Below are 18,395 nucleotides of genomic sequence, written 5' to 3' on the forward strand. Positions count from 1 at the left end.
ATTACTTTCTCTTGTCTTCTGTTGTGCTATTCGCAGTTAGACGTTGCCGTTATCACTCACTGTTCTTAGCTGAGTCAGATATTTAATCCAACCTTTTGCCTCAGAAGAAGGCTCAATGTTGTTCGCACGTTTCGCTTGAGCAAGAGCATTATCAAGATTCTTTAGCTTGTACCATGAACGTACTTTCGCTAAAGCAACATCAGCTTGCTTGTTCTTGTCTTTCACTTTATCCAAAACAACCAGAGCACGATCGTAGTAACCTTGCTGAACCAGTAACTGAGCCACATTCCAATGATATTGCGTGTCTTTTCTAGACGCTAACGTCCACACTTCAATAGCACTGTCCCACTCTTTCGCTAACTGCCAGTAGGTTGCTTGCTCAGCCAGAAGTTGAACATCGCTGTTCGCGTCATCTAACTTACTTATTTCTTCAGCAGCTCGTTCTGGAATGCCGCGTTTCGCGTAAAGCTGTGCTAATAAACGGCGATCCGAATTTTTAAGCTCAACGCCTTGTAAATCAGCCAGTGCTAACGTGTTCAATGCATCACGATTACGTTCCAATCTTAGCTGAATACCGACAAGTTGACGCCACCAGTTATCTTTCTCTGGTTGAAGTTCAATGAGACTTTCCAGTGTCGGAATAGACTGCTTCCACTGTTTTAACTGAAGCTGTGCGCCCAATTTTAGCGATAGAGGCGACAACTCTGCTTTTGAATTGAATTTGTCTCGATTACCGATGGCCACTAGGACTTTCGACCAGTTTTCAATTTGGTATTCCGCTTGTGCAATTCGCATCCAAAGCACGTCTTTCTTTTCTGCCTCTGGCGCTGTTTTTACTAACTCGTAGTAATGTGGAAGCGCGTTTTTGAACTGTTGATCGTTTAATAACAGATCCGCAAGCATACGCTTCGTTATCCAAGCTTGTTCATCCACCAGCAAATTGGTATCGACGGCGTATGTAAGCTGCTTAATCGCCTTATCGGTTTTGCCATCTTGCCAGTAAAAAACACCTAGCATACGAGCTACGTACGCTTTATCGTAGCCCTTAGAAAGCTCTAAACCTGCTAGTACGTCAATGGCCTGTTTAACCTGTTCATCTTGAGCAAGCTTATGCGCCTTTTGAACACGAATAGCAGTATATTGGGTTAGCTCTTGTGCCTGTGTTGTAAGGGGCATTAACAACAAGCCCACTAATATCCATATATGTTTCATCATTTTGCCAACTTAAACTCTAGTTTCACGGTTTGACCAACCTGAGCTATCGCTTTTCCATCGACGACTTTCGGTTGATATTTCCATTTTTTAAGTGCTCTCATCGCTTCACGTTCAAACATACGACGTGGGTTTGCGTCAGTGACTTGAATGTCAATTGGACGTCCCGTTTCATCGATAGTAAAAGACATAATCACATGGCCTTCAGCTCCACGCTTAAGCGCTTTCGCTGGATAACGAGGCTCTACTCGATACAAAGGCATTGCTTGTTGGTTTGACCCAAAATCAGAGAATGTCGGTGCGTTAATCGCTAAGCCATCAATGGATGTGTTCAAATCCAATGCAGGCAAAGAAGACATCGAATTCAGAGGCGTAACTTCAGCTTGTGACTGAGACGTTTGCGCTTCCGGTGGCGGCTCTGGCATTTCTGGTTTTTCAGGGACCGCGCGTTGTCTTCTTTGAACTTCTTGTTCTTGTTCCACCATTACCATGTTGAAACTTAACGTCTCGCTATCGTCTGGTGAACGTTGGTGGCCATTATCGACCATCCAAGCCATGAAAGAAAACAGCGCTAAGCCCAACGCGCCCGCTAGCGGTAAAGCAAGAAATAGGCGAATCATTTATGAAGATCCTCCAAGATCATCGCTTATCAGCAGCAAGCGCAATGTTTTTAACACCTGCACCTTTCGCGGCATCCATCACTTTAACAACAGTACCGTTGTAAGCGTGTTCATCCGCTTGAATAACCAAAGAAGCATCAGGTTGTTCTAGCAAAAAGTGCTCTAACGTCGCTTGGACACGTTCAACATCTACGACACGCTTGTCGATGAAAATGTCGTTTGCAGAAGTAATCGCAACAAAGATGCCTGCATCCTTTTGGCTTACTACGTTAGAAGCTTGTGGGCGATTGACTTCCACCCCTGACTCACGAACAAATGAACTGGTCACAATAAAGAAAATAAGCATGATAAAGACAATATCAAGCATCGAAGTAAGGTCTATTTGAGCCTCTTCGTTTTTAGAATGACGTCGACCGAGTCTCATCGTTGACTCCTTAAAGATTTTTCTAATTTCAATTCTAAGCGGTTACATACTTTCGCTAAGCGAGCGTGAACGAACATGCCCGCTAACGCTGCAACCATGCCTGCCATGGTTGGCAGTGTTGCTAACGAGATACCTGAAGCCATCAATTTAGGGTCACTGCTGCCTTGTGTCGCCATAACATCAAAAACAGAGATCATACCGGTTACAGTGCCTAGCAAGCCCAACATCGGGCAAATAGCGACTAACAGCTTAATAAAATTCAAGTTTTGGTTAAGCAAGATACTCGCTTGCCCTAACCAACCTTCACGAATGGCTTTGGCATGCCAAGAAGAGTGATCTTCTCTTTCATGCCATTTCGCTATCCAAGCTTGGCGTTGCTTAGGAAAGTAGAACGCAAGATAAAGCACACGTTCTACCACAAGCACCCAATACACTAGGACGACAGCCGCTAGCCACCACAGGACGAAACCGCCCTGCTCCATAAAGCTTGATAAAGACAGCAGCCAGTCACTCGTTAACCAACTCGCTGGTAATAGAGAACCCGACAAAATATCCATTACGCAGCAGTCCCAACTGGTGAAACAACAGCGTTTGATTCAACGGTCTTTTCAGCCTGCTCAGCAACAAGACCAATACCTTGCTTCTCAAGAATATTGCGAATGTTTTCTGCTTGAGTGCTAAGAATGTTGTGTGCCAGTAGAAGAGGCATTGCCGCAACCAGACCAAGTACCGTAGTTACAAGCGCCATCGAGATACCACCCGCCATAACTTTAGGGTCGCCATTACCAAACTGAGTGATCACTTGGAATGTTTCGATCATGCCGGTTACTGTACCTAAAAGGCCCAACATTGGTGCTAGTGCCGCCAATAGCTTAAGCATCGATAGACCTTTCTCTAGGTGAGTCTGCTCATCAACTACCGCTTCTAAAAGTCGCAACTCTAACGCTTCAACCGTTTGGTTTTGTTCCTTGTTGTACATCGCAAGAACACGACCTAGTGGATTATCACCCGCTTGCTCAGGGTTCTTAAGTTGCGCGCGAATTTTCTGGCGTGCGATAGCAAGAGAGACACCACGAACTAATGCGATGATTAGACCAATAGCTAGTAGGCCAAGAATCACTTTACCAACCACACCACCCGCTTGTAGACGGTCAGTTAAACTTGGCGTAAGTGCTAATTGCTCTAGCATAAACCCGCGAGAAGGATCGACAACCACGTTAGATACTTCACCATTCGCTAACGAAGAAAGTGACGCTAACGTTGGACCATTTTGTGGTTGCTTAAGGTAAGCGATCGCATCTTCACGCTGAGTGTTCCAGTTAACATAGCCTTGCTCTGTCACAAGACCAATCGAACCTAGTCGGTAAGCGTCAACCTTGTTTGTATTGCCTTCACCATTAATGAATGCAATTTGAGATTTGCTAAGCTCAGAACTCGCTTGAATCTGCTCAACCATGCTCATCCACAAACCAGAAAGCTGTGGCATTGATGGCAGGGATTTAGCATCGATAATTTGCTCAACGGTTGCTGTGTGCTCAGCGCGATCAACGCTGTTTACTGTTGAGCTAAGCTCTGCGCCTAGTTCTTTCGCGTTTTGACGAACGACACCGAACAACTCACCAAGACTACCCGTTTCTAAACGCAGTTTTTCTTCTAAACGAGCAAGTTTGTTTTCGTTATCGCTGAAGGTTTGAGTAAGAACGTCTGTTGCGTTTTGAACCGATGTACGTTTCGCTTCAAGCTCTGCTTTGATCGCTTTAAGCTCTTGTTCAGTCTTTTTGAAGTCAGCTTCACGAACAACGTTGTGAGAAGCTTGAGTACGGTTTTCTGATTTTGCTTTGTTAACGAGCTGAGCCGTTGAGTCTGAAGCTGAGAAAGCAGAAAATGAAAGTGATGTAATGCAAAGCAATGCTGCTAATGATTTTAAGTTCATTACTTAACCTCCGCAACAATTAAAGAAACAGGTAAAGTAATCAAGCTTGGGGCAGCTTGTTGGCCAACAATATCGTACGCTTTATCTAGCTCAGACTTCATAGAAGAATCAAGTTCTTGCCATTGAGCTTCTGTTTGATTCCAAGCCCAGTATTGGCTGCCATTTAGGTTACGAGCAACTAAAGAGATACGACCTAAGTGCAGAACATCTGCCTCGATTGTTTTATCACTCGCCAATGCGACACGACCTTGGTAAACACCCAACTTAATGCCGTAGTCCATCTCGATTTGGTAAGCTTCCAGGATACGACGATACTTCTCAGCATCACTCACATCAGCACGAGTCATCATTGCTTGTAGCTTTTCTACTCTTTCTAGACGCTGTTCTTTCTTAATCGGCACGTCTTTCTCTACCAACTGTTCAAGACCATCGATCATTTGATACATCAATGGCACAACACCTTGGCGTGTGTATTTGATTTCTTCGTTCTGCTCTTCAATGCTTTGAGCTTCTTGGTTTTGGCTCTCAACTAATGCAGCAAGGTGATCGTGATAGATTTCTAGGTTTTTAACTTCTTCTTGCAGACGCTCAATCTCAGCTTGCAGCATTAAAGTCGCTTGTGAGCTTTTATCAATAACCTTTTGGCTCGAAGCCGACGCGTTATTGGTCTTGTTTTGAATTGATTGAGCTTGATCCAAGCTGTTTGCCATAGAAGACGTTGCAACCAAACTGATGGCAAGCGCTAGGCTAGTTTTTAAAAGATTCATAATTGTAGTCATTTACTATAGAAGAAGGTCAGATACATTTTATTGATAAATACTATTATTGATAAGCACTCTCATTATCATTAAAAGTCACTCGCATTACTAGGGATATTTTACTGAATAGCAGAATCACGAAAGGAGAAAGCCGAAACTTTCCCCTTAGTATTTAGGCTAACAATAGTACCCTACTAACAAATTAGTATTTTACCTGTAAAGTCGCCATGTAGTTACGGCCTTCGCCGATTACTACGTCTTCAGCAAATTGGTGGTTTGAAGATGTTGAACCGCCACCCGCTAGGTATTCTTTATCAAATACGTTCTCGACTGTTAGACGCGCTACGAAATCAAGAGAATCGTCGTACTTAAGCGTGTATGCAGCACCCATATCTACACGTGCGTAGCCGTCTTTCTTGAATGTGTTCGCGCTATCGCCGTAACGAGAACCTTCGTAGATAAGACCCAGGTTCACATCAACTTCGTTTGTTGCTGCATAGGTAGACCAAACGCTTGCTGCAAACTCAGGTACGTCAACTGGACGGTTACCTTCATATGTTTCATGGTTCGTGATTTCAGCATCTAAGTACATTGCAGAACCAGACATTGAGAAGCGCTCTGAAATAAAGCCTTGTGCGGCTAGCTCAGCACCACGGTGAACTTGTTCGCCACCTTGTGTCTTCGTCCAATCGCCTGATGAAGTGTCTTCTACATCCATTGAAATGTTTTCTTGGGTAATATCGAATACCGCACCAGAAACGAATAGACGTTCGTCCATCAGTTCCCACTTAGTACCGACTTCGTAAGACACGCCCGTTGCTGCGTCAAGAAGTTCGCCATCGTTGGTGTAGTTGCGGCTTCCGCTAGACACAACACCTTGTGGTTCGAAACTTTCAGAGTAAGAAGCGTAGATACTACCGTTTGATGCTGGGTGGTAAATCAGGCCAAGCTTAGGCGCTACATTTTCTTCTGCTACGCCATCACTTACTTTACGGTCGAAACGAGCACCCGCAAGAACTTGCCATTCATCATTAATAGTAATCAAATCTTGGATGTAGAAGCCCCAAGTATCGTAAGTACTCATCTTACCTAGCGATGTTGGACCCACTGACGGCGCTGGTACTGTTGCATCTGGTGCGTATTCAGCGCTGCTGAAGCGATCCATACCACGGTAATAGCTGTAGCCTAACCAGTTAGCACCGAATAATAGTTGGTGCTCTGTGCCCGCAAGATCAGCGGTTGTTGTTAGATCAACGTAAGCCGTTCTGAAACGCCATTTATCATGACGGTAGTTACCGCCTTGAGTCACGGTGCCCGTACCATCAGGATTCATATTTGAAAAGCTTGGGTAGCTTTCCATATCAATACGTTCGAAATCTTGGTAATTGAAACCTGTTTTTAATGACCATGTATCAGTCAGGTTAGCAGCAATATCAAAACCAACGTTCTCAACATCATTCTCGATCTGTGACCACTGTGCATCCCAGATGTGCTTGTCGCTACCTACTCGGTTGCCGTCTAGCGTGTATAAAGCGCCAGAATCTACGCTACCTTCGTCGTTAGTTTTGTCGTAATGAACAGAAACTGTCACGTCTTCAGTTACATCGTAATCAACGAATACACCACCAACAAAACGTTCTGTTTGTGGTTCAGTTCCGTCACCATAAGTTCTCCAAGAGCCGTAGCTTTCTTTAGATAGAATCGCGCGACCACGTAGAGTTTCAGCGTCGTTCAAAGCGCCACTTACGTCTACCGTTGTACGAGAATGGTCATTAGAACCAATATCTTGGCTAACACTTACTTGCGTATCGTAAGTTGGCTTTTTGCTTACCATGTTGATCAAACCACCTGGTGCAGAAATACCGTAAAGAAGACCAGAAGGTCCTTTTAGTACTTCAACACGCTCTAGCAGTTCGATTGGTTGACGGTAGTGAGACCAATGTTGCTGGCCATTTTTAAGGAAGCCCGAAGAGCTTTCTACCGAGAAACCACGTAGAGAGAAACGTTCACGGTTACGGCTTGTACCGCCAGCACTTACACTCGCGTCATTCTTAAGCACGTCACCAAGCGTTGTTGCACGCTGTTCATCGATGATTTGCTCATCGATTACTAAAACTTGTCCCGGAGTCTCTAATTGAGTCGCCTCCATGCGCATTGCTGTTGTGTTCGTGTCGGCTTTATAACCGTAGTCACGACCTTCAACAACCATATGCTCGTCTGTTTTTACTGTTTCTGCCAATACTGCTGGTGAAGCTAATACTGCGCCGATCACTAAAGCCAATGGGCTCTTTGAAAACATGTCCTTTACTCCGCTTTTATTCTTTTAGACGAACACTTTGTTATTTATTCGATGTGTTCGCTGAACCGTTGCCGGTACCACTGAATTATTTCGGGAGTGAATATAAGTGATAACTATTACCATTTGCATTGAATTTACATTCTTTGCATTCGTAAAGTTTTGTAAAGGCCTGTCGGTGAGTCATATTTGAGGAGTTCAACAAAACCATTCAATACAAATAGTTAAGGCTCATGGACGTAAATCGACTGGTTATCTTCACCGAATTTTTTGAAACAACGGTATTTGTTCAGTCAATTGAAGACGTGAAGATTGATAAGAAAATCATCTCTTCTTATTTACTACCTTTGAAACGACAAATTTATGTATAAAACCCTCGATAGATGTAAATTAATAGTGAATTATTTTGTTTTTATTTGTTTAATTTACACAATTATCAGTGATTTTGATCACATCTATAATTCCAAACTCATTTTTTGTTTTTCGAATTGATTATCCGACTGCTAATCTCCTGCTCACTTTGAAAAGGTATCAAAGTTATAAATAATAAGGAGTGTTCTAAATGAATACCAAGAAACCTATGTCTCTGACTGGTCGAGTAATCCTCGGTATGGTCGTAGGTATATTAACGGGATTCGCCATTCAATCCCTTTTTGCAGACAACGGATTTGTTAACAACTACATCGTTAACGGACTCTTTGAAGTGGGCGGACAAATCTTTGTCGCCAGTTTAAAAATGCTTGTTGTGCCTCTAGTCTTCGTTTCACTAGTGTGCGGTACAAGTTCTCTTAAAGACTTATCAACTCTTGGCCGTATGGGTGGCAAAACGCTTGCACTTTATATCGGTACTACTGCCGTTGCCATCACTCTAGCATTAACTATCGGTAACCTGTTCCAACCTGGAGCTGGTGCGGATCTTACTGCTGCGAGCTCTTTCAAATCAGCGGATGCCCCTTCTCTGGGCCAAGTAATCATCGACATGTTCCCAACCAACCCTATTCAGGCGATGGCTGAGGGCAAAACGTTACAAGTTATCGTATTTGCAGTGTTGTTTGGTATCGCAATCAGTGCAGCGGGCAAACCCGGTGAACGTATCGCTGCAGTTTTCTCTGATCTAAACGAAGTGATCATGAAGCTAGTTGCGCTACTAATGAACCTTGCTCCTTACGGCGTATTCTTCTTGATGGCGAAACTGTTCTCTGGCCTTGGCTTAGGTGCAATTTGGAACCTAGCAGAATACTTCTTAGTGCTTGCTGGTACCCTGCTGTTGCATGGCTTGGTGACTTACAGTGCGATGCTTAAAGGATTCACAGGTCTTAGTCCGATTACGTTCCTACGTAAGATGGAAGATGCAATCATGTTTGCATTCTCAACAGCATCTTCGAACGCAACAATTCCAGTAACTATGGAAACGGCTAAGAACCGTATGGGCGTAGACAACAAAGTCGCTTCTTTCACAGTACCACTAGGTGCAACTGTGAACATGGACGGCACTGCAATCATGCAAGGTGTTGCGACGGCGTTTATCGCGCAAGCGTACAACATCGACCTTTCAATGGGTGATTACCTAATGGTTATCCTAACGGCGACACTGGCGTCTGTTGGTACTGCAGGTGTCCCTGGTGTTGGTCTTGTTATGCTAGCGATGGTATTGAACCAAGTTGGCCTGCCGCTTGAAGGTATTGCTCTAATCATGGGTGTTGACCGCCTTCTTGATATGATTCGTACCGCTGTAAACATCACAGGTGATAGTGCCGTATCTATCATCGTTGCTAAGTCTGAAGGCGCTCTAGACGAGTCTCGCTTCAACGACCCAGCAGCAGGTGAGAAAGAAGAAGAAGTTAAGCTAGCTCGCCAACAGGCATAGTCTCGCTTATCTTATGCTCTTGTCTTCAAGCTCAGGCGTAATTAATGGCTACGCCTAGCCCATACCAAAGCGCATAAAGAAAAACGCCACTGCAGATGCAGTGGCGTTTTTATTGGGTATCGCTTAAGTCAGTACTACTGAGTTGGGACAGTTATCAATTTAAGGTAATTATCAATAGGGAAAGCTAATCACCGATTGGGAACATCAAGTTCACTCTCAGCCCCCCAGCTTCTCTATTCTCAGCAGTTACATGTCCATTCATCACACCCATCGCTTCTTTAACAATCGCAAGGCCTAGACCGTAACCGCCAGACTGTTTGTCTCGGGCTGATTCTATTCGTGTAAACGGGTCGAATATACCTGCAATCTTGTTATGAGGAATGCCATCACCGTCATCTTCTACACATATGACACTGTAACGTTTATCTGTGACCTGTTCGTATGTCGTCACGACAACATGAGCGTTCTCACCCGCGTATTTAATGGCATTCCCGACCAAGTTACCAATCACTCGAAGCAGCAGCCTCTCATCAACGTTAACCATTGAAGTCGGTGTCTCTAGAGAGCCAATCAAAGTTTGATTCGGTTTTAAATCGTTTTGCATCTGCGCGATCAACATTGAACAATAGTGCTCAAGGTGCATTAAGCTTAACTTGGAGTCATAGCGAGAGGTTTCTAAGCGGCTAAATTCAAGTATCTCACCCACCAGCTTATTCATCTCTTCTGTTTCATTTTCCATTCGTTCTAGCAAACCAATGCTTTTATCATCAACCTTGCTGCGCAGCAGGTGCAGAGCGAGGTTTTGCCTTGCTAATGGCGTTCTTAACTCGTGTGACACATCACGAATCAAACGACGTTGCTTTTCAGCCAGAGATTTAATTTCAAAGGTCATATGATCAAAATCGTGGGCAAGCTCGTTGAACTCCCGCGTGGTGGAATTTAGCTCCGACACCACACTAACAGTGAAGTCACCTTGAGCCAGTCTGCGGCTCGCTTCTCTCAATCGATCCAACGGCTGCTGCAGGCTTTTGGCCATGATAATCGAGAACAGAGACAATACGACCAATGCAATCAGCGCTTTAAGCATATAGGAGTATGGCGCAAAAGATTTTGCGGGGTGAAACTGGTGCGGTAGTTGGATAACCAGTGTTTTACCGTTATCTAGTGGTAGACCGAAGATCGGCTTACTCACACGATCACTAAGTTGGTGATCTAACGTTCTTAAGTATTTGAGCTTAAATTCAAAATGCGGGTGCATGTGACGATGTGTGATCGGGCGATTGTCTTTATCGATGACGAACAGATAATACTGCTGAGCATTACCCCAGTCCGCAAGTTCATCCATGTCCCCTTCTTCAATCAACACATTCGCTTGGTAAGCAAGGTCGAGCATTTCCGCTTTTACCGATTCTGGCACTTTAAGCAGCGCTTTCATCAAGGCTCTTTCAGCAACACCTTGCAGGATCAAAATACTCACCAAAATGACGGTCAGGTAACTGAACAATTGGAAAGTGAGTCCGTCTTTACGTTTAGTAATAAAATAAGGGCATCGCAGCAGTTTTTTACTCATGCTCCGACCGACTCTAGGTAACTGTAACCTTTACCACGAACGGTTTTTATATGTTGTTTAGACAAACCGGCCTGAACGAGCTTTCTACGTATATTGCTGATATGCATATCTAAATTACGATCGAAAGGACACAGTTCTTTCTTGAGTACATGGATTTGCAGATCAGATTTTGAGACGACAATACCGTCATTTTTGACCAAATAATCAAGCAAGTCTTTTTCAGTGCCAGTTAATGGCAAACGAGAGAGTTGTTCACACAAGCCGTGATTAGACGAAGCTAAAGATTGTCTTTGGCGTTCAAAACCCACTCGGCGCAAGATCACCTTAATACGGGTTAAGAGTTCAGGAACATTAAAAGGTTTAGCGATGTACTGGTCGGCGCCTGCTTGGTAGCCATCGAGCATTGAGGCATCGTCGTTAAGTGCGGTTAGCATAAGAATAGGAGTAGCAAAACGCTGACAAATACGTCTTGCTACTTGAATGCCGCTTAGGTTCGGAAGCATTACATCGAGTAGAACCAAATCGACAGGATGAGTTTGAATAAACTCAAGCGCGGATTCACCGCAATGAACAGTATCAACGTGATACCCCTCATTTTCTAACACTTCACCCAGTAATTCACACAACTGAATATCATCATCAACAACTAAAACGCGAGACATTACACATACCGATAAATAAGAACTGTTTGCATTCTAATTATCGTTATTATTGATTTCAATTATAAAGTGCCCGATTTCCTCTATAGAAGAAAATCTTTTTCAATCGGTACAAATTTTGAGGCAGAATCGATAAGATTTTGAGCAGTTAACCCCGGAACACCATACACTTCAACAGGTTTGCCAAAGCGCTCTTTGATTCGCTCTACAAGGATTTCGAAATCACCGTCCCCTGATACCAAAACAATCGTATCAACCGTCTCAGCAAGTTCTATCGCGTCTAGCGCAATACCCACATCCCAGTCGCCTTTTGCACTGCCATCTCGACGCTGAATAAACGGCTTTAACTTCACATTAAAACCCACACCACGAAGGATATGATGAAATTGACGCTGCTTTGGATCTTGGCTTGAGATTGCGTAAGCATTAGCTGCAATAACGTTACGCCCTTCCGTGGCAACATACCAAAACTGGTTATAGTCGAAGTTAGAACGGTATTTGTCGCGCGTCGTGTAGTAAACGTTCTGAACGTCGACCAAAATTGCTATGTTTTCCATAAATTCATACCTTTAGATTTTCCGTATACCCTATTCTATTCAATTGTAAAATGCGAGTCGCTTTACTCAATAAAAATGAACCTGCCAGCTATCGTTAACGTAAATCTAATATCTTTAGCGTAAAGCTAAGTGTCTTTACGTAATCCTAACTATGCTTATTGTAAGTGGATTTGTTTTGAGCGTTTCTTAGGTGGTTCTGATCTTCACCTTCTTCTTTACGTAGCGTTCAAATCGTACTCAGGCTTAGAGTTTTTAAAGGGAGGTTGGCAATGCTGCACCGACAAACACACAATTCGATCGTAAGCATCGACACAACCAAAGCGATGCAAACTTTAAATCAACCATCAAACTCTGGTAGCTGGTTTAGTTTGCTTAAACTACTGACCATCAGCACGGTAATAATCATGAGCTTAACCATCAATTCAGTACTCGCCTACCCCGCTTATTCTCACTCAAAGCCTTTGCCACACCGCAGTGTGATTTATTTCGCTCCAAAGGAAGATTCAATCGTTAAAGAGTTTCTGAATGAAGTGTTGCTCAATAACTGTCAATTGGACGAACGAGATGTCGTCATTATGGTTATTGCTGAGAGTGGTTACACAGTCCCAACTTGGTTAGAAGAAGAGTTTAACTTAGAAGCAGTCACCAGTATTTACGAGATCCCGAAAGGATCACATACCGCTGTTTTGATTGGTAAAGACGGGAAAGAGAAGCACCGATGGAGTGGCAAAACAGATTGGAAACAGATCACCAATATCATTGACGAAATGCCGATGCGCCAACAAGAAATGCAGCGACAAGGCAGCCGCTGCAGTATTTGATTCTTGATGGACTCAGTAGTGGCTTAGAGATCCAATTAGAAGGTCAAACGATCAAGCTTGTTTGTTAAACCAAGCAAGTTTTTCATGGAGCTGAGCCACGCTGCCTACAACAATCAGCGCTGGGCTCTTTGCGACGCTCGCAAGGTCAGCTAAATCACGTAACCCACCTCTAAACACCTTTTGTTCTTGGCGTGTACCGTTTTCGATGATCGCAACTGGCATGTCAGCTCGCATACCATTATCGAGTAGATTCTTCTGAATGTTCGGACTCTCTTTCAAGCCCATGTAAAACACGATGGTATGGTTGTGCTGAGCAAGAGATTGCCAGTCAATATCTTCGCCATCTTTCTTCAAGTGACCTGTAATAAACTGCACGCTTTGTGCATGATCACGGTGCGTCAACGGAATGCCCGCATAAGCCGTTGCTCCGGCAGCAGCTGTGATGCCCGGAATCACTTCAAATCTCACGTCATTCTCAGCTAACGTTTCACACTCTTCACCACCACGACCAAAGATAAACGAGTCACCACCTTTTAGACGCACTACGTGTTTGTTCTCTTGAGCTTTGGTCACTAATAGTTGGTTGATCTGATCTTGCGGTACGCAGTGATGATCGAGCTTTTTGCCCACATACAACATTTCCGCTTCTGGATTAGCCATCGCCAAAATATCTTTTGATACCAAACGGTCATAAACCAACACGTCTGCTTGTTGAATCACTCGTGCCGCTTTTAACGTAAGTAAGTCTGGGTCGCCCGGACCTGCACCTACTAATGAAACAAATCCTGTGTTTCCTGTTTTAACATTCGATGGCGATACTTCTGACATGCTTTGCTCCGAAAGTTAGCTTGTTATATTTCAAGCTTAATTCTGTATGACGATTCATCGTTGTATGAATCACCAATATCCCTACTTCTTAGACTATCAGTTGTTGCCATAAAACTTTACGATTAATTCTAATCAAGATAGAAGTTTATATAACAAAACAATCTATTACGTTGGAAAACCCTGACATTTGCACCATCATCAAGCACACATTGCTCGCCTTAGGTGCACGGTTATCAAAGTAGAGAGTGTTAAGATCAAAAAAGCCCCAAATCAACAGCTTGGGGCTTAACACACATTATTAGTTGCTCATTAACCTAGAACTATCTAATTACTTAGCGCCTAGAGAAGGAGCTGTTTTAGCATGAGTTAGGTATAGAGGAACACTCGTCATTAATAGACCACCAACGATGTTACCTAGGATTGTTGGGATAAGGTTGAAGTTCAACCATGTCGCAATACCGAAGTCAGCGCCAAGAATCATACCCAGTGGGAATAGGAACATGTTTACTACTGTGTGCTCAAATACGAGTGCGAAGAAGATGAAGATTGGGAACCACATCATTGCTACACGGCCAGATACTGTGCGTGCAGTCATGTTGCCAATCACACCTAGACATACCATAAGGTTACAGAAGATACCGCGTACGAAACACGTGATCCATCCGTCCATACCCATGTTTTCAAAACCTAGGCTACGACCTGTAGAAACAGCAATGAACTTTTGAGCAACAGCGTTTGGTTCTAAAGAGAAGTTACCCGTTAGTGATACTGCAACAAGGAAAGCAACAATCAAAGAACCGATAAGGTTACCAAGACCAACAATACCCCAACAACGTAGGATACGACCCCAAGTAATACCTGGGCGGTTGTCGAATTTCGCTAAAGGTGCAAGGCCGAATACGCCAGTTACTAGGTCATAACCCATTACACTTAGAATGACGAAGCCAACTGGGAACACAAGTGCGCCAACAAGGCCAATACCGGTTTGAACCATTGCTGTAATAGCAACAACAACCGCTAGAGAAAGGATGATACCAGCCATAGTGCTTCGAATCAGAAGATCGCGAGTACTTGTTTTCGTTTTCGCTTCACCCACATCAATCATCGTTTGAACGAATTCAGCTGGTTTGTAATCAGGAGACATAAGGTTGTCCTTAAAAAGTTTAAATTAAAAGTTAAAATTGGATAGGAAAAGGCTCTAGTTGCCGAGTTAAGGCAATATCGAGAACTAGAACCCTTGAACTATCAAATCTTACTCATCCGAAGATTAAGCAGAGATTTCTACAGCGCCTTTGGCAACACGAGCTTTGTACGCTTTCACGTTGAAGTTCTCGTCTTCCATGCACACACCTGTTGCTAGGTTAAAGCGTTGCTTCTTAAGTGGGCTTGCTACCCAAAGCTCTTCTTTGTGCTCAACAATCAAGCCACGTGATAACACGTTTGACTGGAAGTATGGGTCTGTGTTGCTAATCGCGAATACTTCTTCAGCTTTCGTTGGGCGGAATACAGCTACTTGCTCACCACCAACCAACGCACAAACACCTGTACCTTGGATAATGTCTTCGATCTTACAAACTTTGGTAAATGCCATGATGTCGTCTCCCCTTAAACAGATTCTACGTGAATGATGTCGCCCTGATGCTTTGAAGTAATGGCTTCAGGGTGTTTCTCAGTGAATGTCGCAGGACGGTGTTGTTCACGACCATCTTCAACAAACACAACGTTATCATCGCGGTCATCAGCATTGATGAAGTGTGCAAAGCGCTTAAGTTGAGCTTCGTCGTTGATTGTATCTGTCCATTCACAAGCGAAGTTATCAACTAGGCCAGCAATGTCAGTTTCAAGTTGGTCATTGATACCAAGCTTGTTGTCTACAATCACTTCACGTAGGTAATCAACACCACCTTCTAGGTTGTCCATCCATACCGAAGTACGTTGTAGTGGCGCAGCCGTGCGGATGTAGAACATCATGAAACGGTCGATGTACTTGATTAGCGTTTCTTGGTCTAGGTCGCTTGCCAGTAAGTCTGCGTGACGAGGTTTCATACCACCGTTACCACATACATACATGTTCCAACCTGCGTCAGTCGCAATAATACCTAAATCTTTACCTTGAGCTTCAGCACACTCACGAGTACAGCCAGACACACCAAACTTCATCTTATGAGGAGTACGGATGCCTTTGTAACGGTTCTCGATCATCACGCCTAGGCCAACTGAATCTTGAACGCCGTAACGACACCAAGTAGAACCTACACATGTTTTCGCCATACGAAGTGCTTTTGCGTAAGCTTGACCCGTTTCGTAACCTGCAGCGATTAACTTCTTCCAGATTGCTGGTAAGTCATCTTTCTGAGCACCAAATAGGCCGATACGTTGTGCACCTGTGATCTTGGTGTACAAGTTGTATTCAGCAGCAACATCAGCAAGAACGCTTAGTGCTTGAGGTGTTACTTCACCACCCGCCATACGAGGGATTACAGAGTAAGTACCGTCTTTTTGCATGTTACCTAGGAAGTTGTCGTTGGTATCGTGCAGCTTCACTAATTCAGGCTTAAGGATGTGTTCACCCCAGCAAGAAGCAAGGATAGAACCTGCTAGAGGCTTACATACTTCACAGCCGTAGCCTTTACCGTATTTCTCTAATAGCTCATCGAACGTTTTGATTTCTTCGATGCGAATTAGGTGGAAAAGCTCTTGGCGAGAGTATGCAAAGTGCTCACACACGTCGTTCTTCACTTCAACACCAGCTTTAGCAAGTTCAGCGTTTAGTACTGAAGTCACTAGTGGAATACAACCACCACAACCAGTACCTGCGCCTGTTACTGCTTTGATATCACCGATTGTGTGGTGACCTTCAGCAACCGCTTGAGCGATCTTGCCTTTAGTCACATCGAAACAAGAACAGATAACAGCAGACTCAGGAAGAGAATCCGCGCCAAGTGTTGGCTTTTCAGCACCAGCATGAGCAGGAAGAATCAATGCATCTGGGTGTTCTGGTAGGTCGATTTCGTTCAGCATAAGCTGTAGAAGATCACCGTAGTCAGACGTGTCACCAACCATTACTGCACCAAGCAGCTTCTTGTTGTCTTCAGAAACGATTAGACGCTTGTAAACTTCTTGTTCTTCGTTTTGGTAAACGTAGCTCTTACAGCCAGGAGTACGACCGTTCGCATCGCCGATAGAGCCTACTTTCACGCCCAAAAGCTTAAGCTTCGCAGACATGTCAGCACCTTCAAATGTGCTTTCGTTACCAACAACGTGGTCAACCGCTACCGTTGCCATTTTGTAACCAGGAGCCACTAGGCCGTAGAACGTTTGGTTCCAAGACGCACACTCACCGATTGCGTAGATGTCTTTGTCTGTCGTTTGACAGTGATCATTAATCTCGATACCGCCACGTGGTGCAATACCCAGCCCCATTTGACGAGCAAGTTTGTCTTGTGGGCGAATACCAGCAGAGAATACGATGAAATCAGTTTCTAGCTCTGTACCGTCAGCAAAGCGCATTACGTTACGAGCTTCAGTGCCTTCAGGAGCAATCTCAAGCGTGTTCTTACTTGTATGTACGTTAACGCCCATACGTTCGATTTTTTGACGAAGTTGGTTACCACCCGCTTGGTCAAGCTGCTCAGCCATTAGCTTTGGAGCAAACTCAACAACGTGCGTGGTTACACCAAGAGCTTTTAGTGCGCCTGCAGCTTCAAGACCAAGCAAACCACCACCAACAACCACACCAGATTTAGAATTCTTAGCGGTTGCTTCGATAGCTTTCAAGTCTTCGATTGTGCGGTAAACGAAACAGTCTTTACCTTCGTTACCTTTGATTGGCGGAACGAATGGGTATGAACCTGTAGCAAGGATTAGCTTGTCGTATTGAATTTCACGACCAGTACTTGAGTAAACTGTTTTCTTTTCACGGTTAACGTTAATAGCACGCTCACCGATCAGCATGTTGATGCCGTGTTTCTCGTAGAAGCCTTCTTTAACTAAAGAAAGTTCGTCCGCAGTATGGTGTGAAAAGTAAGAAGAAAGGTGTACACGATCATAGGCTACGCGAGGCTCTTCACAGAAGACTGTGATGTCCATGTTAGCAACGTCTGTCTTCTCGACTAAATCTTCGATATAGCGATGGCCGACCATCCCGTTACCGATTACGACTAGCTTCATCTTGCTCATAAGAATTCCTGAAGGTTATATATTTCTTAACTGAGCGAATAATGAATTATGAAAGAAAATGAAAATATGATGTAAATCAATTACGAAATCGAACTACCCTAAAGGGGTAGGACAAAAGAGGTAGATCTGCTGATTTATCATACGAAGCAAACGAATAACCGTAGGTTTAATAAGGTTTAGCGGGGTTTTATATACACTTTCGTGCAGTAGATAAGATGTTGTAAAGTTTCATAATAGGTTAGCAGTAACAGAAGTAAATGACAATCATTTTCATTTGTGGTCATAATAAGTGTAATAACTCATGAAAGCGTTACAGGATCATGAGCAACTATGTATAAATATGAAGAATTTAATGACGCAAAAGACAGTCGCCCTTTTCCATTCCCCACTCATTCCACTCACAAACGGCGCAATTGGTTAACAGATGCTGTTGGTTGTTTAGCAAATGATAGGTTTACATAAGGAAAAGACCGGCACAAAAGTGATCTGATATAGCTTGTTCCTAGTGGTGCTACTGATTAGAGAGCATACGTGGAAGTTTGAACATAGCATGAGGGTTTAGAATTTCAGATAGCAAAAAGGCCAGCATTTCTGCTGGCCTTTCAACTTTGAATAGTGGAGGCGCCTCCCGGAGTCGAACCGAGGTCCACGGATTTGCAATCCGCTGCATA

Annotated in this window: 16 protein-coding genes; 2 read left to right on the forward strand and 14 right to left on the reverse strand. The window is 43.8% G+C overall.

The window, feature by feature from the left end; genetic code table 11:
• Window positions 1-36 precede the first annotated feature (36 nt).
• The 7 genes from ACED46_RS03935 to ACED46_RS03965 form a co-directional block, all read right to left on the reverse strand.
• Complete coding sequence (locus tag ACED46_RS03935) at window positions 37-1,215, reverse strand: tetratricopeptide repeat protein (protein ID WP_371720932.1); 1,179 nt, start codon at window positions 1,213-1,215, stop codon at window positions 37-39.
• Entirely contained in the window at window positions 1,212-1,832 is a 621-nt protein-coding gene (locus ACED46_RS03940; protein ID WP_371720933.1) for an energy transducer TonB, read from the reverse strand. Before ACED46_RS03940 ends, ACED46_RS03935 begins: the two co-directional genes overlap by 4 nt.
• Window positions 1,833-1,851: 19 nt before the next feature.
• Window positions 1,852-2,256, reverse strand: a complete 405-nt coding sequence (locus ACED46_RS03945; protein WP_371720934.1) for an ExbD/TolR family protein — start codon at window positions 2,254-2,256, stop codon at window positions 1,852-1,854.
• Entirely contained in the window at window positions 2,253-2,813 is a 561-nt protein-coding gene (locus tag ACED46_RS03950; protein ID WP_010429842.1) for a MotA/TolQ/ExbB proton channel family protein, read from the reverse strand. The genes ACED46_RS03945 and ACED46_RS03950 overlap by 4 nt, the downstream gene beginning before the upstream one ends.
• Complete coding sequence (locus ACED46_RS03955) at window positions 2,813-4,189, reverse strand: MotA/TolQ/ExbB proton channel family protein (protein ID WP_371720935.1); 1,377 nt, start codon at window positions 4,187-4,189, stop codon at window positions 2,813-2,815. Before ACED46_RS03955 ends, ACED46_RS03950 begins: the two co-directional genes overlap by 1 nt.
• The gene (locus ACED46_RS03960) at window positions 4,189-4,956 is read right to left on the reverse strand and encodes a DUF3450 domain-containing protein (RefSeq protein WP_371720936.1); all 768 of its coding nucleotides are present in this window, start codon (window positions 4,954-4,956) and stop codon (window positions 4,189-4,191) included. Before ACED46_RS03960 ends, ACED46_RS03955 begins: the two co-directional genes overlap by 1 nt.
• A 193-nt stretch (window positions 4,957-5,149) precedes the next feature.
• Window positions 5,150-7,246 carry a TonB-dependent siderophore receptor gene (locus tag ACED46_RS03965; protein WP_017064548.1) on the reverse strand — a complete coding sequence of 699 codons (2,097 nt, stop codon included), beginning with the start codon at window positions 7,244-7,246 and terminating at the stop codon, window positions 5,150-5,152.
• A 559-nt stretch (window positions 7,247-7,805) separates the two neighbouring features.
• On the opposite strand from ACED46_RS03965, the gene ACED46_RS03970 reads away from it, so the two are divergent.
• A complete protein-coding gene (locus ACED46_RS03970) occupies window positions 7,806-9,110 on the forward strand; it encodes a dicarboxylate/amino acid:cation symporter (RefSeq protein ID WP_017062553.1) in 1,305 nt (434 codons plus the stop codon).
• A gap of 184 nt (window positions 9,111-9,294) precedes the next feature.
• Here ACED46_RS03970 and ACED46_RS03975 read toward each other — a convergent pair whose 3' ends face one another.
• The 3 genes from ACED46_RS03975 to ACED46_RS03985 all read right to left on the reverse strand — a co-directional run bounded on the left by ACED46_RS03975 (window position 9,295) and on the right by ACED46_RS03985 (window position 11,896).
• Window positions 9,295-10,680: a histidine kinase sensor domain-containing protein gene (locus ACED46_RS03975; protein WP_371720937.1), complete on the reverse strand. Its 1,386-nt coding sequence runs from the start codon at window positions 10,678-10,680 to the stop codon at window positions 9,295-9,297.
• Complete coding sequence (locus ACED46_RS03980) at window positions 10,677-11,342, reverse strand: response regulator transcription factor (protein WP_019822797.1); 666 nt, start codon at window positions 11,340-11,342, stop codon at window positions 10,677-10,679. The genes ACED46_RS03975 and ACED46_RS03980 overlap by 4 nt, the downstream gene beginning before the upstream one ends.
• 80 nt (window positions 11,343-11,422) lie before the next feature.
• Entirely contained in the window at window positions 11,423-11,896 is a 474-nt protein-coding gene (locus tag ACED46_RS03985) for an NYN domain-containing protein (RefSeq protein ID WP_010429860.1), read from the reverse strand.
• Between the two features lie 323 nt (window positions 11,897-12,219).
• On the opposite strand from ACED46_RS03985, the gene ACED46_RS03990 reads away from it, so the two are divergent.
• Entirely contained in the window at window positions 12,220-12,717 is a 498-nt protein-coding gene (locus tag ACED46_RS03990) for a DUF4174 domain-containing protein (protein ID WP_050546503.1), read from the forward strand.
• A gap of 51 nt (window positions 12,718-12,768) precedes the next feature.
• Here ACED46_RS03990 and cobA read toward each other — a convergent pair whose 3' ends face one another.
• The 4 genes from cobA to nirB form a co-directional block, all read right to left on the reverse strand.
• Window positions 12,769-13,545, reverse strand: coding sequence for a uroporphyrinogen-III C-methyltransferase (cobA, locus tag ACED46_RS03995; protein ID WP_017066845.1), 777 nt, complete (start codon window positions 13,543-13,545; stop codon window positions 12,769-12,771).
• 328 nt (window positions 13,546-13,873) lie between these two features.
• Window positions 13,874-14,689 (reverse strand): formate/nitrite transporter family protein, encoded by an 816-nt coding sequence (locus tag ACED46_RS04000; protein ID WP_371720938.1) that lies wholly within the window; start codon window positions 14,687-14,689, stop codon window positions 13,874-13,876.
• 123 nt (window positions 14,690-14,812) lie between these two features.
• Window positions 14,813-15,136 carry a nitrite reductase small subunit NirD gene (gene nirD, locus ACED46_RS04005; RefSeq protein WP_371720939.1) on the reverse strand — a complete coding sequence of 108 codons (324 nt, stop codon included), beginning with the start codon at window positions 15,134-15,136 and terminating at the stop codon, window positions 14,813-14,815.
• 14 nt (window positions 15,137-15,150) lie between these two features.
• Complete coding sequence (gene nirB, locus ACED46_RS04010; RefSeq protein ID WP_017062560.1) at window positions 15,151-17,724, reverse strand: nitrite reductase large subunit NirB; 2,574 nt, start codon at window positions 17,722-17,724, stop codon at window positions 15,151-15,153.
• Window positions 17,725-18,395: the final 671 nt, after the last annotated feature.

The sequence above is a fragment of the Vibrio sp. 1S139 genome (assembly GCF_041439475.1).
Classification (GTDB): Bacteria; Pseudomonadota; Gammaproteobacteria; order Enterobacterales; family Vibrionaceae; genus Vibrio; species Vibrio crassostreae_C.